Source organism: Bacillus sp. N5-665 (assembly GCF_022637375.2).
GTDB classification, from domain to species: Bacteria; Bacillota; Bacilli; order Bacillales; family Bacillaceae_G; genus Bacillus_A; species Bacillus_A wiedmannii.
This window is the reverse complement of sequence record NZ_CP093325.1, coordinates 1,010,540-1,033,124: the sequence shown is the minus strand read 5'-3', so window position 1 is coordinate 1,033,124 and position 22,585 is coordinate 1,010,540. Positions and strand designations below refer to the sequence as shown.

Below are 22,585 nucleotides of genomic sequence, written 5' to 3'. Positions count from 1 at the left end.
CTCTTTCTGCTACTAACACTTTAAATAAATCTCTTACGATTCACTTTTACACGTATGCATACGCCTAGTTAGTAGACTTCCTTTCTATAATTTTGCTAGTTCATCACTAGCTGTGTCGGTACGTTTTTCACAATACCTACACTTTCATTATTTATTTTTTCTCTTCACTACCCCCTTTATATATAATCTTAGACATAATTATTTCCTCATTATCAATACCTATCATTATACTGCAAAAGGAAGAACAAACCAATTGCAGTCGGTTATTTATTTTCATATTCATCAAATGACCAAAGTGGCGCTTGATATGCTTCTACAGTTAAATAATTCATATATTCATTAGTACTTACTCTTAATACATCATTTACTAATTCATATAATCTAACATCACCGTTTATCTTTTTCCACTTCTTCACTTTAAGAAACTTCCAAATATCATCATCTGTTACTCGGTCATAACCGAACATGTGAAACTCTTCTACTTTGCTTTCTAAAACGACTTGTAACTGTCCGCGGTATGATTCTACCAAAGCCTCTTTTTCTAACATACATAAACATCTCCTTCTTATTTCAGCACGAAAAGTCGCTTTTAATCCCGCTCTAATGGACAGCAATAACTACTTTCAAGAGTACTCTCATACTTCACTCTCTTAAATGCTTGTCATTCTTGTCTCATACGTGCATATAAATTATTGTAAATCATTCCACTGATTTTGAGAAGGTAGGAGAAGACCATGACGAGACAAAGCTTTTTAAAAGGCGCATTTATTTTAATGATAGCCGGCTTTATTACCAAAATCCTTGGATTTATTAACCGGATTGTAATGGCACGTATTTTAGGAGAAGAAGGCGTTGGCCTTTATATGATGGCCGTTCCTACATTCATTCTAGCAATTACATTAACACAAATCGGCCTTCCTGTCGCAATCGCAAAATTTGTAGCAGAAGCGGAAGCTGTGAACGATAAACAAAGGGTTAAAAAAATATTAACAGTATCATTAGCTGTTACATCCGTTATTAGTATCATTTTAACAATCGGAATTATGCTCCTCACACCTATTTTAGCAAAAACATTATTAACTGATGAACGAACGTACTATCCATTAATGGCCATTTTACCTGTCGTTCCTGTTATTGCTGTTTCTTCTGTTTTACGCGGTTATTTCCAAGGGAAACAAAATATGAAACCTAGCGCTTATGCTCAAGTTATAGAACAAGTTGTCCGCATTACAATTATCGCTATATGCATTCAGTTATTTTTACCTTACGGCGTAGAATATGCTGCAGCTGGCGCTATGTTATCAGCCGTTCTCGGTGAAGTTGCATCGTTATTATTTTTACTCACTTTATTCCAGCGCGAAAAACATTTATCTATACGCTCTGGATTTTTCACTACTGTAAAGGAGAGCACAGGTACATTTTATTCTCTTATGGATATCGCTCTTCCGACTACAGGAAGTCGTTTAATCGGTTCCGTTTCATATTTCTTTGAGCCTATCGTCGTTATGCAAAGCTTAGCGATTGCCGGAGTTGCTGCTTCTGTCGCAACCCAGCAATACGGTATATTAAACGGTTATGCATTCCCACTTCTATCACTGCCAGCCTTTATTACATACGCTCTTTCTACAGCGCTCGTTCCATCTATTAGTGAAGCGATGGCTAAAAGACAGCATAAATTAGTGGAACACCGCCTACAACAAGCTCTTCGAATCTCATTAATTACTGGTGGGTGGTCAGTCGTTATATTATACGTATTCGCTTCTCCTATTTTAACTCTTATGTATGGATCGGATAGTGCAACAGCATTTATCCAGCTTCTTGCACCTTGCTTTTTATTTCATTACTTTCAAAGTCCACTTACCTCTGTTTTACAAGCTTTAAACTTAGCAAGAGCTGCAATGATGAATACATTTATTGGCGCCATCGTGAAATTAATCCTTATTTTTGTACTAGCTTCAAGGCCAGATTTTCAAATGATGGGGGTTGCACTCGCTATCGCTGCAAATATAGTGACGGTAACATTCCTTCATTACGCTACTGTTTTAAAGAAAATTACATTTACCATTTATGCAAAAGACTACATTTTCGGCGGACTTGCTATCGGTATTGCAGGTGCTTTCGGTTTTTACCTTCATAAATATATGATTTTCTCTCATTCACTTGGCGTACAAACATTATGGGAAATCACTTTAACAACAATCATTTATATCGTCCTCCTCTTCACTTTTAAACTCATTCGAAAAGAAGAGTTAAGCCGACTCCCAATCATTCGAAAACTTTCATTTTTGAAGTAAACGGGCTTACTATTTCATATAGTAAGCCTCTAGTTTTCTTTCAAATCAACAAAAAATTGTCCATTTTGAAAGCTGCAGTATAAAATTTGTGTGATATCGTTATAACCTAAGTTTTTTAATTTGCCAATGAGCCATTCGTCTGTATGTTCAATCATTTGTAAATGATTCAATTGAATTTCTCCATCAATAATAAGAGGAAGAGTAAACTGCAATGTATCCTGTTTACCTTTTTGTTTTTGAAAGACAGATAACTTCCCAGATGGTTCTAAAATAGCGTATTCTACATCTCGGATATCTCCAACTCCTTGCTCCCTTAATTGCATCAATAAATCATCTATATTATAACGCTGCTTTCTCATCTTCTTTTCATCAATTTTCCCCGCATTTACAAGAATAGCCGGCTCACCTTCTATTAAATGCCGAAATCGTTGAAACTTTAATGAAATGACTGACAAAATAATCTGTATACACATAAGAAAAGTCATCGGAACTAATTGGTGCCAAAGTGATTTATCGGTATTTTCAATTGCGACTACGGCCATTTCGCCAAGCATAATGAATACGACTAAATCTAATACACTTAACTCTCCAATTTCACGTTTACCCATAAGACGAAAAATAATTAATATGATGATATACAAAAGCATCGTCCGGCCAATGATTGATACCCATTCCATTTCTACATCTCCTTTTTTACGTATAGACTCCCCTATAAAAAATAAACTAGTCTAACTTGGGCAAAAAGAAAATATGCTTGTATTAAAAAGGGGGAATGTATAAATGGATGGAACGAAAAAATTATCAACCGCAATCGGCTTTGGTATCATTACCTTATTAATTCTTGCATCAATTATTAGCATGGTTATAGCTCTTTTATTAAAGTTTACAGCTATGACTGAAGGGACATTAGCCGTTACTATTTTTATACTAGCACTTTTATCTATGCTTATATCCGGATTTACTGCCGGCAAAAAAGCACAAGGGAAAGGTTGGCTAGTAGGTTTCACAACAGGTCTTACATTCGCAATACTTGTTTTTCTAGTTAACTATTTAGGCTTCTCTCAAACTTTATCGAACTCCCAGTTACTTTATCAATTAGCATTAATGGGCGCGAGTACACTCGGTGGTATTTTCGGGGTAAATATGTCAAAACAAAATAACTAAAAAAGGCCCTGCACATTTCATGCAGGGCCTTCCTCATTAGTTTTTCACAACTTCACGAATCGCATTACGATCGAAAGTTAAGTGTGAACCACCAGATTTAATAACGATTTTCGTCTCATCTACTGATTCGATTGTACCGTGTAAACCACCGATTGTTACGATAGCATCACCTTTTGCTAACTCATTTTGCATTTGAGCAACTGCTTTTTGACGCTTTTGTTGCGGGCGAATTAATAAGAAATAGAAAATCGCAAACATCGCAACGATCATAACGATATTCATCATACCTGGATTCATCTTTTGTTCCTCCTTTTAAATTATGTATTAGAAGTTTTTAGCATTCGGTTTATTAAAGCCATACTGTTCAAAGAATTCTTCGCGGAAATCGCCAAGACGGTCTTCACGAATAGCTTGTCTCACCTGCTCCATTAAGTTTAACAGAAAATGAAGGTTGTGATAAGACGTTAAACGAATTCCGAACGTTTCATCACATTTCATTAAGTGACGAATATACGCACGAGAGTAATTTTTACATGTATAGCAATCACAATTTGGATCAAGCGGACCGAAGTCTCTTGCAAATTTCGCATTTTTTACAACTAGACGGCCTTCACTTGTCATACATGTACCATTTCGAGCGATACGAGTTGGGAGTACGCAGTCAAACATATCAATACCACGAATTGCACCATCGATTAATGAGTCAGGAGAACCTACTCCCATTAAGTAACGTGGCTTATTATCTGGAAGAAGTGGCGTTGTAAACTCAAGTACACGGTTCATAATATCTTTCGGCTCACCTACAGATAAACCACCTACAGCGTAACCAGGGAAGTCCATTGAAACAAGGTCTTTTGCACTTTGACGACGAAGCTCTTCGAACTCTCCGCCCTGTACAATACCGAATAAACCTTGATCTTGTGGACGTTCATGCGCTTTTAAACAACGTTCTGCCCAGCGGCTTGTACGTTCTACAGATTTCTTCATATATTCAAAAGTAGCCGGGAAAGGTGGACACTCATCAAATGCCATCATAATATCCGATCCTAATGCATTTTGAATTTCCATCGCTTTTTCTGGTGATAAGAATAATTTATCTCCATTTAAGTGGTTACGGAAGTGAACGCCTTCCTCTTCAATACGACGGAAGTCACTTAAACTGAATACTTGGAAACCACCAGAGTCCGTTAAGATTGCACGATCCCAGTTCATAAATTTATGCAAACCACCTGCTTCACGAATAATTTCGTGACCTGGGCGTAGCCATAAATGATACGTATTACTTAAAATAATGCCAGAATCCATTGCTTTTAATTCTTCTGGTGACATTGTCTTAACTGTTGCAAGTGTACCAACTGGCATAAATGTTGGTGTATCAAATGAACCGTGTGGCGTATGTACACGTCCTAAACGGGCACCTGTTTGTTTACAAGTTTTAATAAATTCATAACGAATTGCTGTCATAATTTACTCCTTTTATTTGTTTCCCATTTTAGCGTGAGATGCAACGAACATTGCATCACCGAAGCTAAAGAAACGATATTTTTCTTTTACTGCTTCATTATAAGCGTGAAGTACATTATCTCTATTTGCAAATGCACTTACAAGCATAATTAATGTTGATTTCGGTAAATGGAAGTTTGTAATTAAACCATCAATTGCTTTAAATTCATAACCTGGGTACATAAAAATGTCTGTCCAGCCAGAAGCAGCACAAAGCTTACCATCATGATCTGTCGCAATTGTTTCTAACGTACGAGTTGAAGTCGTACCTACCGTAATAATACGTCCACCATTCTCTTTCACGCGATTTAATAACGCAGCTGTCTCTTCAGACATATGGTAATATTCTGCGTGCATATGGTGTTCTTCAATCGTATCTGCAGAAACTGGTCTAAATGTTCCAAGTCCTACGTGAAGTGTAATGAAAGCTAACCCAACGCCTTTTTGTTTTAACTTCTCCAATAGCTCTTCTGTAAAGTGAAGTCCCGCAGTCGGCGCTGCTGCTGAACCGATTTCTTTCGCATATACTGTTTGATAGCGATCACGATCTTCTAGCGTCTCTTTAATATATGGAGGAAGTGGCATTTCCCCAAGCTCATCTAAAATTTCATAGAAGATGCCGTCATATGAAAATTCAAGCTGACGTCCACCTTGATCTGCAGTTCCTATACAAGTTGCTTTTAATTTCCCTTCGCCAAAAGAGATAACAGTTCCTTCTTTTACACGTTTCGCTGGCTTAACAAGCGTTTCCCACTTATCGCCTTCTTCTTGTTTTAGAAGAAGTACTTCAATGTGCGCGCCTGTATCTTCTTTCACACCGTGCAAACGAGCAGGCATAACTTTCGTTTCATTTAAAACTAAGCAATCCCCCTCATGTAAGTAAGAAAGAATGTCTGTAAAATGTTTATGCTCAATATCGCCTGTTTCACGATCTAACACCATTAATCTTGATGTTTCACGATCTTCTAATGGGATTTGTGCAATAAGTTCTTCTGGTAAATGAAAATCAAACAGATTAATATCCATAACTATATCCACCTATTTCTTATTTAAATCGATTTATTATATACATAATAAAAGATAATACAATACTTAACACAATACATGTAATGATAGGAAAATAAAAGGTAACGTTACCTTTTTTCACAAAAATATCGCCTGGAAGCCTTCCTATGAACTTCCAAGCTAATCCAACAACAATGAGCAAAATACCAGCTGTAATAAGCAGCTTTGGCATCTCCGTCATGCTTTTGGCATCTCCATTCCGAAATGCTCATATGCAAGCGGCGTTACGATTCGGCCTCTTGGCGTTCGTTGTAAAAAACCAATTTGTAATAAATATGGCTCATATACATCTTCAATCGTATGAGACTCTTCTCCAATCGTTGCCGAAACCGTTTCTAACCCGACTGGGCCACCACGGAATTTCTCAATAATACCAAGCAATAATTTATGATCGATATGATCTAGACCTAGTTTATCTACCTGCAGTAGTTCTAACGCCATTTGTGTAATTTCCATCGTAACAGTTCCGTTACCACGAACTTGTGCGAAATCTCGTACACGTCGTAATAAACGATTCGCAATACGAGGTGTACCACGAGCACGTCTTGCAATTTCTAGTGCGGCTAACGAATCAATTTCAACTTCGAATACTTCTGCTGTACGTTCAACAATCTCAGAAAGCTGATCTACTGTGTAATACTCTAATCTTGAAAGTACACCGAAACGGTCACGAAGCGGCGCTGATAATGCTCCCGCACGTGTCGTTGCTCCAACTAGTGTAAACGGAGGCAAATCTAGACGTACAGATCGTGCTGACGGCCCTTTTCCAATTACAATATCAAGGCAAAAATCTTCCATCGCAGGATATAATACTTCTTCAATTGATCTATGCAAACGATGAATTTCATCAATAAATAGTACATCCCCCGGCTGAAGTGCTGTTAATACAGCTGCTAAATCTCCCGGCCTTTCAATTGCTGGACCTGAAGTCGTTCTAACATTTACGCCCATTTCATTGGCAATAATATTGGCAAGCGTCGTTTTACCAAGTCCTGGTGGTCCATATAAAAGCACATGATCTAACGTTTCTTCACGCATTTTCGCTGCTTCAATAAACACCTCTAAATTATGTTTCGCTTTATCTTGGCCAATATACTGACGGAGCGTCTGTGGCCGTAATGAATATTCTAAATCCGAATCTTCATATGCAGATTCCCCTGAAAGGAGACGTTCGTCCATTATACTCACCTCTTACCATTTAGTAAAAGACTAAGTGCCTTTTTAATATACTGATCCGTCGTTAATGATTCTTTTAATAACTCTGGTACAACGCGAGAAACTTCTCGTTCTGCGTATCCAAGTGCGCGCAGAGCTTCCAGCGCCTCATCAAGCTCAGCTGATGAACCTTTCTTCTCATCAAAACGTTCTGTGTCTGAGAATAAATCAACAAATGCATCTGGCACGACATCAGCTAGTTTTCCTTTTAAATCTAAAATCATTTGGCGTGCTGTTTTCTTTCCGACGCCCGGGAACTTCACTAAAAACTTCTCGTCTTCGTGTTCAATCGCTTGAACGACCTGTCCTGTTTGACCAGACGCTAAAATTGCAAGAGCGCCTTTTGGTCCAATACCAGACACACCTAACAACTTTGTAAATAATAAACGCTCTTCACGTGTTTTAAAACCGTAAAGTGCCATAATATCTTCTCTCACATAATGATATGTATAGACACGGATTTCTTGCTTACTTCTTTGAAATACATACGGATTTGGTGTGAAAATTTGATAACCAATTCCGTTATGGTCAATTACGACATATTCCGGTCCTACATACTCCACGTAACCTGTAACATATTCAAACAAAATACGATCTCTCCCTCTTAAATCATGTATTCCATTTTAACATATTTAATGATAGAAAAGCGAGACTACCCCAACAAATGTTCTCTATTTGAAACTTCTGTTATTTTCCATTGACAGAAAGTATGAAGCACCTTAATATACAGAAGTCGATAATGATTATCAATACTAATTAAAGGGGTTACATCAGGATGAAACAGAAGCTATTTATTTTATTTACTATTATGCTAGTTGTTCTTTCTATCGTTGGCTGTTCTTCTCAAAAAGAAGAATCGAAAGCGAAAGAACAACCGAAAACAAAAGTTGTAAAACACGCTAAAGGGGAGGCTACAATTCCAGTAAATCCAAAGAGAATTGTTGACCTATCTGGATCAACAGAAGAATTATTACTTCTTGGACACAAACCTGTTGGTACAGCAAACACATATAAAGATAAAATCCAAAATCATTTAACTGACAAATTAGATGGCGTAAAAGCAGTAGGTTGGTACTGGGCACCTAAAGTTGATTTAGAAGCTGTTACTGCATTAAAACCAGACTTAATTATTTTAAATAATCGTCAATTGAAGATTTATGATCAATTAGAAAAGGTTGCACCAACAGTTGTTTTAGAAACAAACTTAGAAGACTGGCGCGGTAAGTTTAAAGAAGTAGGTAAACTATTTGACGAAGAAAAGAAAGCAGACAAATGGATTGCAGACTACGATAAAAAAGCAGACTCTTTATCTAAAAAAATTAAAGAAAAAACAAAAGATGAGAACTTTATGTTCGTCGCAGTTACACCACAAAACTTCCGTGTATACGGTAGCTTCGGATACGGTGACATCATCTTTAATGACTTAAAACTTCCAGTAACAAAAGGTACAGATTTAAAACAAACGATGGCACAAGTATCGCTAGAAGGTCTTGTTGCATTCCAACCTGATCAAATGTTTATTGTAAACTTTGGCGGCGAAGCTGATAAAGTTTACGAAGACTACAAAAACAGTGCCGTTTGGAAAGACAATAAAGCAGTTAAAAACAATCACGTATATGAAGTATCAAATGAAATCTTCAATACGAAAGCTTTCAATCCAATCGGAAAAGATATGCTAATTGATGAAATCGCAAAACAAATTTTAGATAAAAACAAGTAAAAAAAAGCAGCTCACCATGAGCTGCTTTTTTTCTTATTTTGCACTGCGTATTGCTTCATTTTTTCAATCGTCTTCACAAAACCTTCTTTTGATTTAATGCGAATACCACGCTTCAATTTTGCACGCTCATAACTCTCCAGCTTTTTCATATCAATTTGAAAGAAGGAATGAATCGCATTATCACTTTTCGGTACACCTTTAAAAATTTGTAATATCCCTTCCTCTGACACACCAAAATATCCGCTCGTTTTCAATAATGGAGAAATATCATCAACTTTCTTTTGTAATACGATTTGTACATCATCACGATCAACAAGCTGCCATTCTTTATATTGCTGTAGAAACTTTTCTAAGTCCGCTACTTTTTCTGTAAATATTTCCTCGCTTACTTCTCCATCAACATACATTCGCTCTAATAAAATTGTAACTTCCGGCTCTTTTTCTGTTACTTCTGGTACTGGCCCTTCCGCCTTCACATTCGTTTCATAAACGAAACAAAACATCATAACGAAAGCTTGTACTGCAATCAGTATCCATTTCATTTCCGTTCACCTCTTTTAGGCAAGATCAAACTTTCATTAGTAGCTTTTCCGGAAATGGAGGTTTTATCCATATAAATGACCGTATTACATTTCTCTCGAAAATAAAAAATGCAGATAAAGTTTTATCTTTATCTGCATTAGCATTTGTTTTTATATAAAATGAAAGACGCCTGCAAAGCAGGCGTCTTGATGCGTTTACGGCGAGAGACCAGGCGACCACATTCGCGTGTTTAGCACTTAAGCATATCTCTCGTCTTACGTAAATTAGCTCATCGCTTTGCTAATATAACATTAATAAAGTATAAGTGCAACATGTTTATAAAAATATTTTATTTCCTCTTTTAGCCAAATAAATTTATGTAAATTATAAATTGATAAATGTAATATATACGTTACAATTAGTGTAACAGCGAAATCATAATAAACAGGAGATGGATATTGTGAAAAAAATAAAGGATGAACGTCTCATTCTGAAAACATTAAAAAACATACGTATTGCCTTTCTTTTTCAATCACTTGGTATAATTGGCATTTTAGGCTATATCGGATTCACTGAAGGAATGGATCAAATTACGAAATCTCCATTATGGTTATTATTTATGCTTACGAGTATTTTAATTGCTTATTTACAGTTAAGCGTTTCAATCGATGTAGAAGAGAGCGAAAAAGATATAAAGTTAACTCCTTATTACAAAATTATTTTACGTTCTCTTATTGTAGGAACTATTATAGCTATTATTTATATCATTTTCAGTCCAGAAAGACCTCTCTTTGAAGCAGTTTTAACAGGTAGTATTTTCTTCATATGCTTTTTAGCGTCTTATTCCGTTAGTTATTTTATTAAAAAACGTCGTGTACAAGACAATGATGAATAAAGAGGAAGGGCTCCCCCTTCCTCTTTTATTTTGCTATCGCATAGTACCAGTAGTACCGGTTAAACCGTAACGAATGTCTCGGAACATATTCCCTATATCACGATTAAAATCGTTTGTAACTGTACCATTACGTAGGCGTGTACTCATTGCATCGACACGAGTAAACATGTCATTTCTTACAGAAACATATACATTTCTGTTTCCAACTTCATTTACAACGGCTTGACGAACTTCGTTTGCAAGTGCCGTTTCATTCGATACTGGATTACGCGGTTTTACCGCAATCGCCACATCGTTTCCATATACAACTGTAGACACGCGGTCTACGTTATTCATACGCTTTACACGATTTGTTATTTTTTCTGCTGTTTTACCATCATTGTTAATGTATGAATTGTTCATTGTAATATTACGTGTTGGATGCGGGTTAGCAATTTGACCGTTGTAATTTACATCGCGGTAATAATTGTTATATCCTGTATCGTTACGACCATTTCTATATGTTACATAATCTGTATAACGATCATTACGCGTTACATTATCACGGTACTGGTGTGTATCATTATAAGATGTACGCTCGTAATTGTAGTTACGTCCATCCATTGCATTGTTATCTTTTGGTGTACCACATGCAGCTAATGCACTGGTAACTAACAAAGAAGCAGCAATCACTTTTACTTTCGTATTCAATACAAAAACCCCCTCTGTTAGAATGAGCTTCTCTTCTGAAAAGCTCCCTCTTATGATGAGTAACAGAGAAGGTTTTTACACTGTTAATATTTCACTGGGGATTTTCTAACATTTGATGTAAATCTTCCATTTTCAGAACGACTCTACATAAAAAAAAGGCGGGAATAATCCCACCTTTTTTAAACTTCCTCTTCGTCCTCTTCTTCTGAAACTGGATCTCCAAATACATTTGGTGGATCTGGTTGATAATACATCGTTCCTGGCTGTGGCGCATATGCCGATTGAGTTGGTTGATAATATAAAGGATTTGCGTATTGCGGTCCTCCAGGTTGAGGACTATATAACCTACTCTCTCCTCCGCATCCACAATCTTCCTCACCTTGTACGAGCGGCGGCATATTATTATCCATTGGCATCATATTTGGATTCGGCATAGACGTATATTGCGGTCCAAACGGTGCTCCTTGCTGATATGGCATTTGATATGGATTTTGTTGTTGATAATACGGATTAGGCGGCATCACAGGCTGTTGGTATGGCATTTGATATGGCATCATATTCGGTGGTTGATTATTATCCATTATCGGCATCATATTTGGCATTTGATTGTTATCCATTATCGGCATCATATTTGGCATTTGATTATTATCCATTATCGGCATCATATTCGGCATTTGATTGTTATCCATGATTGGCATCATATTTGGCATTTGATTGTTATCCATTATCGGCATCATATTTGGCATTTGATTATTATCCATTATTGGCATCATATTTGGCATTTGATTATTATCCACGATTGGCATCATGTTTGGCATTTGGTTGTTATCCATTATCGGCATCATATTTGGCATTTGGTTGTTATCCATTATCGGCATCATATTTGGCATTTGGTTGTTATCCATGATTGGCATCGTATTTGGTGGTTGATTATTATCCAACATTGGCATGATGTTTGGCATTGGGTTATTATCCATGATTGGCATCATATTTGGTGGTTGATTATTATCCAACATTGGCATCATATTTGGTGGTTGATTATTATCCAACATTGGCATCATATTTGGTGGCTGATTGTTATCCAACATTGGCATGATGTTTGGTACTTGAATATTTGGCGGTATTACTTGCGGAATGACTACATTCTCTTTCGATACATTTGGTGACACTATATTTCCTACATTTTCTTTCTTTACTTGTGGTGATACTATGTTTCCTACATTTTCTTTCTTTACTTGTGGTGATACTATGTTTCCTACATTTTCTTTCTTCACTTGTGGTGATACTATGTTTCCTATATTTTCTTTCTTTACTTGCGGTGATATTATATTTCCTACATTCTCTTTCTTTACTTGCGGTGATATTATATTTCCTATATTCTCTTTCTTCACTTGCGATGATACTATATTTCCTACGTTCTCTTTCTTCACTTGTGGTGACACTATGTTATCTTTTTTCGTTTGCGGAGAAATGATGTTATTAGGTTTCATTTTAGTAATTTGAGGAGCAATTAACTCGCTTCCTTTTTTAATTACATCTGAAATTTTATATTCTTTTTTTGCTTTTATTGGTGGTTGCGGCGGCTGTGGTAATACATTTATCGAAAACTTCGTGTTTTCTTTTTCTGCTGGTTTTTGTTTTTCTATAACAGGTGGTTTTTGAATAACAGACGGTTTTTCAACTGGTTTTTCTATTTGAATTGGCTTTTCTTTTTGCACCTCTTTTTGTGGCTTTACCTGTACTTCTTTTTGCGGTTTCACTTGCATTTCCTTCTGTGGTTTTACCTGTACTTCTTTTTGTGGTTTTACTTGCATTTCCTTCTGTGGTTTTACCTGTACTTCTTTTTGTGGTTTTACTTGCACTTCTTTTTGTGTTTGTTGCATTGCAGGTTGCTGTGTAATTGGCGCTGATTGATACGTAACTTCTTCCTCATCCTCTATTCCAAGCGGAGTTGGCGTTGCTGCAAATTCTTTTTGTTGTACTTCTTTTACGTATTGTTTTGGAGGTGATGAACCTGCTCCAGCATGTTGTTTCACGTGAACGCTGTTTGATGGTACTTTAATTTTCATACCTGGCATGATTAAATCTGGATTACTAAGTTGTGTATTTGTATTTTTCAACGTATCAAAATCCACTCCGTACTTTTTCGCAATTTTCCAAAGGGTATCCCCTTTTTGCACGATATGAATTTTCAAATTTTCCCCCTCCTGTATAACTTATCTATAAGTAACAAATCTCATGAAGTAACCCTTTCTAAATAACGTTAACTTCTTTTCACTTGTATCACTTCTTCGATTTTCAATATCATTAGAAGTGGAATAAGCATAAGAAAATCGCAATGATTTCTTCAAAACAATGTATGCCCATTTCGTTCTCGTTATGATTATATGCATGAAAAAAAGCAACAGAAATACCGTTGCTTTACACACGCTCTAACATACGATTTAATGCAAGAACCGCTTCTTCAGTCACTTGTTTATCTACGCTAATAACGTTAATTTCTTCTCCTCTTTCTACCGTTTCAAGCACCCATAATAAGTGCGGCAGATCAATTCGGTTCATCGTTAAACACGGACACATAAATGGATTAAGTGAAACAATCTCTTTATCTGGATGTTGCTGAATAATTCGGTTCACTAAATTCATCTCTGTACCAATTGCCCATTTACTTCCAGGTGGCGCTGCTTCAATCATATCAATAATATATTTCGTTGATCCTGCGTAATCCGAAGCATCAACGACCTCATAACAACATTCTGGATGTACAATAATATTCATATCCGGATGATTTTTCCGTATATTCTCAATGTTTTTCACTGTAAAGTTTTGATGAACCGAACAATGCCCTTTCCATAAAATCACTTGAATTCCTTCTATATCTCCATCGTACTCTAATGAATCTGTATGTGGGTCCCATACTGCCATTTTATCTAATGGGATACCTAAATCGTATGCTGTATTTCTTCCTAAATGTTGATCCGGTAAAAAGACAAGACGCTCTTTTTGTGTAAACGCCCAAGACACCATTTGTTTTGCATTAGAAGAAGTTACTGTTGCTCCGCCATTACGACCACAAAACGCTTTAATTGCAGCTGTAGAGTTAACATATGTTAACGGAATCATCGTATCTCCAAATAATTTTGCGAGCTCTTTCCATGCCCTTTCTGTTTGTTCAATATCTGCCATATCTGCCATCGAACAACCTGCACGCATATCTGGAAAAATAATGATTTGATCATCTGTCGTTAACATATCTGCTGTTTCTGCCATAAAGTGTACACCGCAAAATACAATATATTTCGCTTCTTTATTGCTCGCTGCAACTTGTGCAAGCTGAAGTGAATCTCCTGCTGCATCAGAAAATTGTACCACTTCATCTTTTTGGTAATGATGTCCTGGAATAAATAGTGTTTTCCCCATTTTTTCTTTAATTTCACGAACACGCTTTTCCATTTCTTCTGTTGTCATCGTGTAATAACGCTCTGGTAACATCGTTTCAATCGGTTGCACTTTTTCTAAAATACTCATATTCCTTTCTCCCCCTCTAAGCCACTTTCCTTACGCCTCAATATTGAAACTAATATCAAGTGCTTTCACTGAATGTGTTAACGCTCCAAGTGAAATATAATCGACCCCTGTTTTTCCATATTTCGATAAATCTTCAATTGTAATGCCTCCTGATGCTTCCGTAACGATGGCACTTGGTACAATCTTTGAAAACTCCCGGATCTCATCTGGCGTACGGTTATCAAACATAATAATATCTGCACCAGCAGCTACAGCCTCTCTCACTTGCTCCTCCGTTTCTGTTTCCACTTCTACTTTCACCATATGTCCTAATTTTTCTTTCACCGATGTAACAGCTTTCGTAATAGAACCAGCAAAAGCAATATGATTGTCTTTAATCATGACACCGTCATATAAACCGAAACGGTGATTAAATCCGCCTCCGCACACAACTGCATACTTATCAAACATGCGTAGCCCTGGCATCGTTTTTCGCGTATCGCAAATACGTGTATGGCCGCTATCTAAAGCAAGAACAGCTTTATGTGTCATCGTAGCTATCCCGCTCATACGCTGGATAACGTTTAATATAACGCGCTCTGCCGTCAATAACGAAGCAATTGGTCCTTGCGCAGTTGCTATTATTTCGCCTTTTTCTACAAGATCTCCATCTTTTTTATGAAGCTCCACTTCAATTCTTTCATCAATTAATTTAAATCCTTCTTCAATTACTAAACGCCCCGCAAAGACACCTGTATCCTTCGCAAGAAACGTTCCTTTTGAAAGTAAATTGTCTGGAAAAATAAGCTGAGATGTTACATCTCTTTCTCCTATATCTTCTAGAAAAAATCGATTTAATGCTTCTTTCACTTTTATCGTGTTCATAGAGCCCTTCTTCCCTTCATCACACAAGTTGTAGTTTTCTTCTCACTCGAACGATCTCTTTTTTTACGCTATTTCTATCTGGATAGTCATTTCGATAATGGCCACCAATACTTTCTTCTCTTTGCAAAGCTGACACGACTATAAGCTCACAGGCTGTTAACATATTAATAAGTGTTATCTCTTCATTTGTAAGAGCATCATGTTGTAATATCATATTTCGAACACCGTACTTTCTAAGCCATCTCTTTGCATAAGATAAACTTTGCTCTGTTCGCACAATCCCAACATATTTCATCATGCATTCTTGTATTTCTTCTTTCGCCGGCAAATGATTCAGAACGATAAACTTCTTTTCCTTCTCAGCCACGTTGTTCCAGCTTTCTTTTGTCGCTTTGGTTAAAATATGTTGTCCTATTCTTTTTCCAAACACAAGACCTTCTAATAATGAATTACTTGCTAATCTATTTGCTCCATGAACACCATTACAAGCTACTTCACCGACCGCATATAAATTTGGAATGGACGTCTCTCCATCACAGTTCGTTTTCACGCCGCCCATATGAAAATGAGCACCGGGTACGACTGGAATGCGTTTTTCATTTATATCGACACCATTCTTTTTACACAATGATGATACAGTCGGAAAACGTTCTTCGAAATTTTGGATAGACTCGATATTTACATACACTTGTTCACCCGCCAAAAGCTGCTCATGAATCGCTCTTGCTACTACATCACGTGGTGCGAGATCGTGATCAGGGTGTATATTCATCATAAAACGCTGCCCTTTTCCATTCATAAGGATAGCTCCTTCACCACGGACAGCTTCAGAGACGAGGCCGCAGCATCGCCCGTTCGCGTATAACATTGTTGGATGAAACTGTACAAACTCTAAATCTACGAGCTCCCCGCCTGCGCGGTACACCATCGCAAGTCCATCACCCGTAATTGTCTTATCGTTAGAAGTAAAGGCGTATAAACCGCCAATCCCGCCTGTTGCTAACACCGTATAATCTGCAACGTAACGCTTCAACTTCCCTTCACTAGTTCTTGTTAAAACTCCAACACATTTATCATTTTCTATAATAAAATCGAGCACCATTTCCTGTTCCACTACCGTAACGTGCGGAGCTACTTCTTGAATAAAATGCTCTAATAAATTCTTTCCTGTTGCATCGCCACCTGCATGTAAAATACGACGCTTTCGATGTGCGCCTTCTTTTCCAAGATGAGGACCCGTTTCATCTCCATCAAATTTCATTCCATTTTCAATGAGATTATTCATTTCTTTCGGCCCTTCCTCGACTAAATAACGGACCACATCTTCATTGTTATAATGACATCCTGCTACTAACGTATCTTCAAAATGATCATTTGGATTGTCATATGTTGCAACCGCCGCGGCAATTCCACCTTGCGCTAAATATGTATTATTATTACGATTTGTTTCCTTTGTGATAATAATCACATTCTTTTCGTGACAAATCTCTTTCGCAACACGAAGTGCCGCAACGCCACTTCCAATAATTAAGACATCTGCACTTGGCATAATTGTTGCCTCCTACTTTACACTTTTCAACTGTCTTGACACCTATATTTACATAGTTTTAAAATAATGACAAGAGTTTTTTTATAATTCTTATTTTCACTACCATTAAAAAAATATAAGAAATGTAACTCTTACTAAGGAGAGGAACTTACATGATGATATATCTTGACTATGCAGCTACTACACCTATGAGTGAAGAAGCATTACACACATATATGAAAGCAGCATCGCAATACTTTGGAAATGAACAAAGTTTACATGATATTGGAGGAACAGCCTCTTCTTTATTACAAGTTTGCCGAAAAACATTTGCTGACATGATTGGTGGAAAGGAACAAGGGGTATTCTTCACAAGCGGCGGCTCGGAATCCAACTACCTTGCGATTCAATCCCTTCTCAATGCTCGAAATAAGAAGCACATTATTACGACACCTATGGAACATGCATCCATTCGAAGTTATTTTCAATCCTTACAATCAGAAGGGTATACAATTACTGAAATTCCTGTTGATGAAGGCGGGCTAATTCATTTAGATGATTTAGAAACAGCCATTACAAAAAATACTGTTCTAGCAAGCATACAGCACGGAAACTCTGAAATCGGAACCGTTCAAAACATCACAGAGATCGGGGCACTTTTAAAAAAATATAACGTTTTATTTCATTCAGATTGTGTACAAACATTTGGTAAACTTCCTATCAATGTTTTTGAGATGGGAATTGATAGTCTCTCTGTTTCAGCACATAAAATATACGGACCAAAGGGTGTTGGCGCTTGCTATATAAATCCCCAAGTTCGCTGGGCACAAATCTTTCCGGGAACTTCTCACGAAAAAGGGTTTCGCCCAGGTACAGTGAACGTTCCTGGCATCGCATCTTTTTTAACAGCTGCTGAGAATATATTAAAAAATCAACAAGAAGAGAGCTTACGTTTTAAAGAGTTACGCTCCTACTTTTTAAGACATTTACAAGCGCTTCCTCTAGAAATTCAAGTAGAAGGTCATTCTACTTCTTGTTTACCACATATTATTGGGGTTACAATAAAAGGAATAGAAGGTCAATATACAATGCTAGAATGTAATCGCCATGGTATTGCCATTTCCACCGGAAGTGCTTGCCAAGTCGGTAAACAAGAACCTTCGAAAACAATGCTTGCAATTGGAAAAACGTATGAAGAGGCAAAACAATATGTTCGCTTCTCTTTCGGACAACAAACAACGAAAGATCAAATTGATACTACTATTCATGCACTACACACAATTGGAAATCAATTTTATAGAGGTGTTAAATCATAATGAAACAAAATGACCAAAAAAAGATTTTAGGTGAAGAAAGACGACAGCTCATCCTTCAATGGCTTCTCGCTGCAAATGAACCGTTATCTGGGAATGAACTATCGAAAAAGACAAATGTAAGTAGACAAGTTATCGTGCAAGATATTTCCTTGCTTAAAGCACGAAACGAACCGATTATTGCAACTGCTCAAGGATATTTATATTTAAAACCACAAGAGAAACAACAAGCTTTCGAACGCGTAATTGTATGCCAACATAAACCAGCAGAAGTACGTCAAGAACTTACAATGCTTGTTGATCACGGCGTTACGATTAAAGATGTAAAAGTTGAGCATCCTGTATACGGTGACTTAACAGCATCCATCATGGTAAGTAATCGATTTGATGTAGAGCAATATTTACAAAAAATCGAAAACACGAATGCTTCCTATCTTTCGCAGCTAACAGATGGTATTCACTTACATACAATTGAGGCAGATTCAAAAGAAAAGTTAGATGCTGCTTGCGAGGCTCTAGATAAAGCAGGATTTCTCGTTTATTAATTCATGTAAAGCACAGAGTTTTTATCATTCTCTGTGCTTTTTTAGTGATATAATATTGTAATCAATTGTAAAGGGGATCAAACATGGGAATTGAACTCGTTCACTTTAGCATTGGCAAACCGAAACAAATGAAATATAGCGAAGATAAAGAAATGATTACTGGTATATGTAAAGAACTTACAGAAGAAGCTTTTCTCTCAAAAGATGGATTTTGTGGTGATGATGTAGCGGATTTAAAACACCACGGGGGACCTGATCGCGCAGTTTGTGTGTACCCACACGAACATTACGCACTATGGGAAGAAGAATTTCAAACTACGCTTCCAGCTTCCACATTTGGCGAAAACATTACCGTAACAAATATGTTAGAGCGTGATGTTTACATCGGAGATACATATCAACTAGGTGAAGCAATCATTCAAGTGACACAAGCGAGAGTACCTTGTAGCACAATTTCAAAGCGCCTTGGTATTCCTGGCATACTGCCGCGCATTGTAGCAACTGGATTTACTGGTTACCTATGCCGCGTTCTTCAAGAAGGTACTGTACGTAAAGATTCTAAAATTACATTACTAGAACGTCAACCGAGCAATGTTTCTGTCTTGTTCTCTAACGAAATTTATTTTCATAATAGAAAAGATAAAGATGGCATCGAAAAGATTCTTGCTGTTCCAGAACTAGCCGATATTTGGCGTGGTCAGTTAGAGGATCGTCTTGCGAAGTTAAAATAAATAGAATCCCACCATTTATAGGTGGGATTCTATTTATATATCACAAAATGTATTATCCGATGAAATTATATTAGCGATTAGAAGGGAAATATCGACAGTTCATCCACTTCTCTCACAACCAATAAGAAGAATAACTCCCCAGCACAGTAACAGAAAAGCCGAGTGCTTCAAGTTCCATCGTTACGCCTGGCAATAATACATCATCGTATGCTTTATCGACATCGATTAAGAAAAAGTAATTTCCAAGACCTGTTTTCATCGGGCGGGATTCGATTTTTGATAGATTTAATTTTCTCCATGCGAAAGCTGATAACACTTGATATAGTGCTCCTGCGTAATCAGCAGGTAACGTTATCATAAGCGTCGTTTTCTCTCCGCGGTTTTCTCCGTTATTTGGGAGTATTGCTTTCTTTTTTTTATGGAGCACGAGGAAGCGTGTATGATTATTTTTATGCGTATGAATGCTACGTCTTACGATCGTTAATCCATATTTTTCTGCGGCTGCTTCATTTGCAATAGCAGCGATTTTTTCTTCAGGATGTTCTTTCACATATTGCGCAGCAGCACTTGTTGATGTCATATCTCGAACAGTTACTCCTTTTAATTCTTCATTTAAAAACTTGTGGCACTGTGCAATGGCATGCGGATGAGAATGCACCGCATATACTTCATCCCACACTCCTGCATACTGCGGATGTACAAGTAAATGCTGCTGAATTGGTACTGTAATTTCTCCTACAATGGAGAGCGGCTGCTCATGTACAAGATAATCAACCGTTATATTCACTGAACCTTCTATGGCATTTTCTAACGGTACAACTGCGAAGTCTACATTTCCATTTGCAGCTGCATCAATACAGTCTGGAATCGTGCGATACGGTACATGCTCTGCTTCCGGAAAAAAACGACTCACCGCCATATTTGTAAATGTTGCTTCCGGTCCTAAATATCCTACTCGAATCATCGTCTTTTCCCCTCTTTTTCGTTTTCTTACTGTTATACCATACTTTTTTATATTCTTCTATGTAAATTTCGAATATTTAAAAAAGACTAGCGTTTGCTAGTCTAAATGTTTCCTATATTCTCTTTGAGCGAAAAAGAAATAAACGATGCATGCAGCGATATAACACAGAATAAACAAGCCTACTTTTCGTAATGAACCATCCATAAAGATCGTATTATGAAACGTATATAGCGCAACTGCACTATGCATACTTCCTACTATAATTGGCGCAAAAAATAGCATACACAATTGCCAACGGGAAACTTTCCACACTTCTTCTTTCGTCATTCCAAGCTTAGAAAGTGCACCGTACCCTTTACGATCCGATGCAATATTATGAAACCATTTAAAATATACGATGCTACATGATGTAAGGAAAAATAATATACTAATGAATGAGCCCATAAATAGAGTAATATCACCGAACGATTTCATATTCACATATAGCTCCATATTACTTCGAAATGCATTATCTTTATCTTGTTTCATATGTTTCCGTAAATCTTCATTTAATTTTTTCGTATTTTCGATATTTGGTAATGTATAGCTTCTATATATCATTTTCTCAGAATCAGAAACCTGATTTGCTATACTGTCAAAGTCTTCATCATTCGTGACGAAGAACAGACCATTAATGTACGAAGGGTGATAGTTAAATTGTACCCCTTCCTTTTGACCGTTAAATACGAATGAATATGTTTGATTCATTACTTGTAATTGAATCTCTTTTTGATCATATATATACGGATGATTGTATTTACTATAATAAACGAGTGTAACTGTCCCTTTTTTAGGATGATACGTTTTCTGTTTTTGTTTTCTTGCCTCTTGATTGTATTCACTTTCTTTAATGAGCGGCGCTACTTCTGTTTCTCCCTTATTGGACTGAAAGGATGCATACACTCCAACAAAACTCATAGTTTGAAAATCATTATACCCATATTGATGCAATAATTGTTCAACCGCACCTTCCGCAAAGACTTCATGAGAAGAAGTACCTTTTTCTATGTAAGAAAATGAGTGTACTCCCCCGCCCCGCCACATATCTTGCATACCAGAAAAATATAAAAATACCGTACCTGTTGCCGTAACTACAAACGTCGTTGCCATTGACATTAGAAAGAAAAAACGACCATTTTCCTTCATTCGATGTGACAATTGATTCACTATAAATAAATACGGGTATGTATACATAATCTTTTTATTTCGTTTTATCATTTCTAATATTTGAGCAGTGCCGTGTGTAAAAGAAAAATACGTTCCGAAAAAGACAAGTATAGACACAGGGAAAAAATAGAATGCTATCGTTGTCACCGTCGCTTGTAACGCTAACGCATATCCTATCCCTAAACAAATAAAGCCGAATATACAAAGCCACATTGATGTTTTCTTCTCTTTTTTATCTGCTCGAAATTCTTTCAATAACCGAATGATTTTTATATTCCATATTCGTAAAGCACTTATAAAAGATAAAACAACAAATACGAACATATACGTAATAAACGTTCCCCCAATTGCTCTCACATCAAATATGACAGGGAGTTCTTTCGGAAGCCCCAGTAACATACTAAACACCATGAAAAAGAGCTTTAAAAAGATTATACCAAGCCCAATACCGAAAATATTAGCAAATACCCCGATCAATATTTGCTCGGTCATAATTACTCCTATTACGTTAGATTTCGTTGCCCCCATTAACATATATAATCCTAATTCTTTCTTACGTGCCTCTATGAAAATAGAAGTAGCGTACAAAATAAATATGACGAAAAAAGAAATAATTATAACATTACATATGATAAGTCCCCAGCGTACGTTTTGATACCACATCGTCTCTTGCATATACGGATGTACAATGACAGACATGTATGCAAAAGACGCAAATATTGCAAAACAACTACTTAAGAAAAACACTTTATAATTACGCCAATTTCCTTTTATATTTTGCAGCGCTAGTTGCCGAATGTTCATCTATCGTCCCCCTATAACTTACTACATAGGCAAA

At 36.8% G+C, this 22,585-nt stretch carries 22 protein-coding genes and 1 pseudogene; 7 read left to right on the top strand and 16 right to left on the bottom strand.

The window, feature by feature from the left end:
- Positions 1 to 263: 263 nt before the first annotated feature.
- Positions 264 to 548, bottom strand: coding sequence for a post-transcriptional regulator (locus MNO09_RS07740; RefSeq protein ID WP_000890214.1), 285 nt, complete (start codon positions 546 to 548; stop codon positions 264 to 266).
- A 186-nt stretch (positions 549 to 734) separates the two neighbouring features.
- On the opposite strand from MNO09_RS07740, the gene spoVB reads away from it, so the two are divergent.
- Positions 735 to 2,294 (top strand): stage V sporulation protein B, encoded by a 1,560-nt coding sequence (spoVB, locus tag MNO09_RS07735; protein ID WP_078182769.1) that lies wholly within the window; start codon positions 735 to 737, stop codon positions 2,292 to 2,294.
- Between the two features lie 29 nt (positions 2,295 to 2,323).
- Here the strand turns inward: spoVB and MNO09_RS07730 are convergent, their stop codons facing one another.
- Complete coding sequence (locus tag MNO09_RS07730) at positions 2,324 to 2,971, bottom strand: DUF421 domain-containing protein (protein WP_000455380.1); 648 nt, start codon at positions 2,969 to 2,971, stop codon at positions 2,324 to 2,326.
- Positions 2,972 to 3,074: 103 nt separating this feature from the next.
- On the opposite strand from MNO09_RS07730, the gene MNO09_RS07725 reads away from it, so the two are divergent.
- On the top strand, positions 3,075 to 3,458 hold the full coding sequence (locus tag MNO09_RS07725; protein ID WP_000349130.1) for a TIGR04086 family membrane protein: 384 nt from the start codon (positions 3,075 to 3,077) through the stop codon (positions 3,456 to 3,458).
- 36 nt (positions 3,459 to 3,494) lie between these two features.
- Here the strand turns inward: MNO09_RS07725 and yajC are convergent, their stop codons facing one another.
- Genes yajC through ruvA form a run of 6 tightly spaced genes read right to left on the bottom strand, consistent with a single transcriptional unit; the run spans position 3,495 to position 7,828 of the window.
- Complete coding sequence (yajC, locus tag MNO09_RS07720) at positions 3,495 to 3,755, bottom strand: preprotein translocase subunit YajC (RefSeq protein WP_001068064.1); 261 nt, start codon at positions 3,753 to 3,755, stop codon at positions 3,495 to 3,497.
- 27 nt (positions 3,756 to 3,782) lie between these two features.
- Positions 3,783 to 4,922, bottom strand: coding sequence for a tRNA guanosine(34) transglycosylase Tgt (tgt, locus tag MNO09_RS07715; RefSeq protein WP_000125362.1), 1,140 nt, complete (start codon positions 4,920 to 4,922; stop codon positions 3,783 to 3,785).
- Between the two features lie 12 nt (positions 4,923 to 4,934).
- The gene (queA, locus tag MNO09_RS07710) at positions 4,935 to 5,987 is read right to left on the bottom strand and encodes a tRNA preQ1(34) S-adenosylmethionine ribosyltransferase-isomerase QueA (RefSeq protein WP_000354006.1); all 1,053 of its coding nucleotides are present in this window, start codon (positions 5,985 to 5,987) and stop codon (positions 4,935 to 4,937) included.
- A 19-nt stretch (positions 5,988 to 6,006) separates the two neighbouring features.
- The gene (locus MNO09_RS07705; protein ID WP_000138162.1) at positions 6,007 to 6,207 is read right to left on the bottom strand and encodes a DUF2905 domain-containing protein; all 201 of its coding nucleotides are present in this window, start codon (positions 6,205 to 6,207) and stop codon (positions 6,007 to 6,009) included.
- On the bottom strand, positions 6,204 to 7,205 hold the full coding sequence (gene ruvB, locus MNO09_RS07700; protein WP_000344466.1) for a Holliday junction branch migration DNA helicase RuvB: 1,002 nt from the start codon (positions 7,203 to 7,205) through the stop codon (positions 6,204 to 6,206). Before ruvB ends, MNO09_RS07705 begins: the two co-directional genes overlap by 4 nt.
- 5 nt (positions 7,206 to 7,210) lie before the next feature.
- Complete coding sequence (gene ruvA / locus MNO09_RS07695; RefSeq protein ID WP_000464511.1) at positions 7,211 to 7,828, bottom strand: Holliday junction DNA helicase RuvA; 618 nt, start codon at positions 7,826 to 7,828, stop codon at positions 7,211 to 7,213.
- 188 nt (positions 7,829 to 8,016) lie between these two features.
- Between ruvA and MNO09_RS07690 the strand changes: the two genes are divergently transcribed.
- Positions 8,017 to 8,961 carry an iron-hydroxamate ABC transporter substrate-binding protein gene (locus MNO09_RS07690; RefSeq protein ID WP_078182770.1) on the top strand — a complete coding sequence of 315 codons (945 nt, stop codon included), beginning with the start codon at positions 8,017 to 8,019 and terminating at the stop codon, positions 8,959 to 8,961.
- An 11-nt stretch (positions 8,962 to 8,972) separates the two neighbouring features.
- Here the strand turns inward: MNO09_RS07690 and MNO09_RS07685 are convergent, their stop codons facing one another.
- The gene (locus MNO09_RS07685) at positions 8,973 to 9,503 is read right to left on the bottom strand and encodes a BofC C-terminal domain-containing protein (protein ID WP_000871201.1); all 531 of its coding nucleotides are present in this window, start codon (positions 9,501 to 9,503) and stop codon (positions 8,973 to 8,975) included.
- A 431-nt stretch (positions 9,504 to 9,934) separates the two neighbouring features.
- Here MNO09_RS07685 and MNO09_RS07680 point away from each other — a divergent pair, with 431 nt between their 5' ends.
- A complete protein-coding gene (locus MNO09_RS07680; RefSeq protein ID WP_078182771.1) occupies positions 9,935 to 10,378 on the top strand; it encodes a branched-chain amino acid ABC transporter substrate-binding protein in 444 nt (147 codons plus the stop codon).
- Between the two features lie 33 nt (positions 10,379 to 10,411).
- On the opposite strand, the gene MNO09_RS07675 is transcribed toward MNO09_RS07680, so the two are convergent.
- The 5 genes and pseudogenes from MNO09_RS07675 to nadB form a co-directional block, all read right to left on the bottom strand.
- Positions 10,412 to 11,068, bottom strand: a complete 657-nt coding sequence (locus tag MNO09_RS07675; protein WP_001093529.1) for a YhcN/YlaJ family sporulation lipoprotein — start codon at positions 11,066 to 11,068, stop codon at positions 10,412 to 10,414.
- A gap of 2,038 nt (positions 11,069 to 13,106) precedes the next feature.
- Positions 13,107 to 13,263: pseudogene (gene safA / locus MNO09_RS30995) on the bottom strand (SafA/ExsA family spore coat assembly protein); the annotation flags it as partial.
- A gap of 226 nt (positions 13,264 to 13,489) precedes the next feature.
- Entirely contained in the window at positions 13,490 to 14,596 is a 1,107-nt protein-coding gene (gene nadA, locus MNO09_RS07665) for a quinolinate synthase NadA (protein ID WP_241950108.1), read from the bottom strand.
- Between the two features lie 30 nt (positions 14,597 to 14,626).
- On the bottom strand, positions 14,627 to 15,460 hold the full coding sequence (gene nadC / locus MNO09_RS07660; protein ID WP_001092213.1) for a carboxylating nicotinate-nucleotide diphosphorylase: 834 nt from the start codon (positions 15,458 to 15,460) through the stop codon (positions 14,627 to 14,629).
- 19 nt (positions 15,461 to 15,479) lie between these two features.
- Positions 15,480 to 17,009, bottom strand: coding sequence for an L-aspartate oxidase (nadB, locus tag MNO09_RS07655; RefSeq protein ID WP_001138553.1), 1,530 nt, complete (start codon positions 17,007 to 17,009; stop codon positions 15,480 to 15,482).
- Positions 17,010 to 17,161: 152 nt separating this feature from the next.
- Between nadB and MNO09_RS07650 the strand changes: the two genes are divergently transcribed.
- The 3 genes from MNO09_RS07650 to MNO09_RS07640 all read left to right on the top strand — a co-directional run bounded on the left by MNO09_RS07650 (position 17,162) and on the right by MNO09_RS07640 (position 19,577).
- Positions 17,162 to 18,304: an IscS subfamily cysteine desulfurase gene (locus MNO09_RS07650; RefSeq protein ID WP_000973752.1), complete on the top strand. Its 1,143-nt coding sequence runs from the start codon at positions 17,162 to 17,164 to the stop codon at positions 18,302 to 18,304.
- Positions 18,304 to 18,846, top strand: a complete 543-nt coding sequence (locus tag MNO09_RS07645) for a transcription repressor NadR (protein ID WP_000812240.1) — start codon at positions 18,304 to 18,306, stop codon at positions 18,844 to 18,846. The genes MNO09_RS07650 and MNO09_RS07645 overlap by 1 nt, the downstream gene beginning before the upstream one ends.
- Positions 18,847 to 18,929: 83 nt before the next feature.
- The gene (locus tag MNO09_RS07640; protein ID WP_070169133.1) at positions 18,930 to 19,577 is read left to right on the top strand and encodes an MOSC domain-containing protein; all 648 of its coding nucleotides are present in this window, start codon (positions 18,930 to 18,932) and stop codon (positions 19,575 to 19,577) included.
- Positions 19,578 to 19,689: 112 nt separating this feature from the next.
- Here the strand turns inward: MNO09_RS07640 and pheA are convergent, their stop codons facing one another.
- Both pheA and MNO09_RS07630 read right to left on the bottom strand, forming a co-directional pair.
- Positions 19,690 to 20,541: a prephenate dehydratase gene (gene pheA, locus MNO09_RS07635; protein WP_000621716.1), complete on the bottom strand. Its 852-nt coding sequence runs from the start codon at positions 20,539 to 20,541 to the stop codon at positions 19,690 to 19,692.
- A 96-nt stretch (positions 20,542 to 20,637) separates the two neighbouring features.
- Complete coding sequence (locus tag MNO09_RS07630) at positions 20,638 to 22,551, bottom strand: ABC transporter permease (protein WP_001026329.1); 1,914 nt, start codon at positions 22,549 to 22,551, stop codon at positions 20,638 to 20,640.
- Between the last annotated feature and the right edge of the window lie 34 nt (positions 22,552 to 22,585).

What these genes read in the sequence shown, in the direction of transcription:
- ruvB (WP_000344466.1), bottom strand. Translation starts at nt 7,205, where the DNA reads ATGGACGAACGTCTCCTTTCAGGGGAATCTGCATATGAAGATTCGGAT.
- MNO09_RS07730 (WP_000455380.1), bottom strand. Translation starts at nt 2,971, where the DNA reads ATGGAATGGGTATCAATCATTGGCCGGACGATGCTTTTGTATATCATC.
- nadB (WP_001138553.1), bottom strand. Translation starts at nt 17,009, where the DNA reads ATGCCAAGTGCAGATGTCTTAATTATTGGAAGTGGCGTTGCGGCACTT.
- spoVB (WP_078182769.1), top strand. Translation starts at nt 735, where the DNA reads ATGACGAGACAAAGCTTTTTAAAAGGCGCATTTATTTTAATGATAGCC.
- tgt (WP_000125362.1), bottom strand. Translation starts at nt 4,922, where the DNA reads ATGACAGCAATTCGTTATGAATTTATTAAAACTTGTAAACAAACAGGT.
- MNO09_RS07690 (WP_078182770.1), top strand. Translation starts at nt 8,017, where the DNA reads ATGAAACAGAAGCTATTTATTTTATTTACTATTATGCTAGTTGTTCTT.
- nadC (WP_001092213.1), bottom strand. Translation starts at nt 15,460, where the DNA reads ATGAACACGATAAAAGTGAAAGAAGCATTAAATCGATTTTTTCTAGAA.
- MNO09_RS07645 (WP_000812240.1), top strand. Translation starts at nt 18,304, where the DNA reads ATGAAACAAAATGACCAAAAAAAGATTTTAGGTGAAGAAAGACGACAG.
- MNO09_RS07705 (WP_000138162.1), bottom strand. Translation starts at nt 6,207, where the DNA reads ATGACGGAGATGCCAAAGCTGCTTATTACAGCTGGTATTTTGCTCATT.
- nadA (WP_241950108.1), bottom strand. Translation starts at nt 14,596, where the DNA reads ATGAGTATTTTAGAAAAAGTGCAACCGATTGAAACGATGTTACCAGAG.
- MNO09_RS07650 (WP_000973752.1), top strand. Translation starts at nt 17,162, where the DNA reads ATGATGATATATCTTGACTATGCAGCTACTACACCTATGAGTGAAGAA.
- queA (WP_000354006.1), bottom strand. Translation starts at nt 5,987, where the DNA reads ATGGATATTAATCTGTTTGATTTTCATTTACCAGAAGAACTTATTGCA.
- MNO09_RS07640 (WP_070169133.1), top strand. Translation starts at nt 18,930, where the DNA reads ATGGGAATTGAACTCGTTCACTTTAGCATTGGCAAACCGAAACAAATG.
- MNO09_RS07680 (WP_078182771.1), top strand. Translation starts at nt 9,935, where the DNA reads ATGGATATTGTGAAAAAAATAAAGGATGAACGTCTCATTCTGAAAACA.
- MNO09_RS07725 (WP_000349130.1), top strand. Translation starts at nt 3,075, where the DNA reads ATGGATGGAACGAAAAAATTATCAACCGCAATCGGCTTTGGTATCATT.
- yajC (WP_001068064.1), bottom strand. Translation starts at nt 3,755, where the DNA reads ATGAATCCAGGTATGATGAATATCGTTATGATCGTTGCGATGTTTGCG.
- MNO09_RS07630 (WP_001026329.1), bottom strand. Translation starts at nt 22,551, where the DNA reads ATGAACATTCGGCAACTAGCGCTGCAAAATATAAAAGGAAATTGGCGT.
- pheA (WP_000621716.1), bottom strand. Translation starts at nt 20,541, where the DNA reads ATGATTCGAGTAGGATATTTAGGACCGGAAGCAACATTTACAAATATG.
- MNO09_RS07685 (WP_000871201.1), bottom strand. Translation starts at nt 9,503, where the DNA reads ATGAAATGGATACTGATTGCAGTACAAGCTTTCGTTATGATGTTTTGT.
- MNO09_RS07740 (WP_000890214.1), bottom strand. Translation starts at nt 548, where the DNA reads ATGTTAGAAAAAGAGGCTTTGGTAGAATCATACCGCGGACAGTTACAA.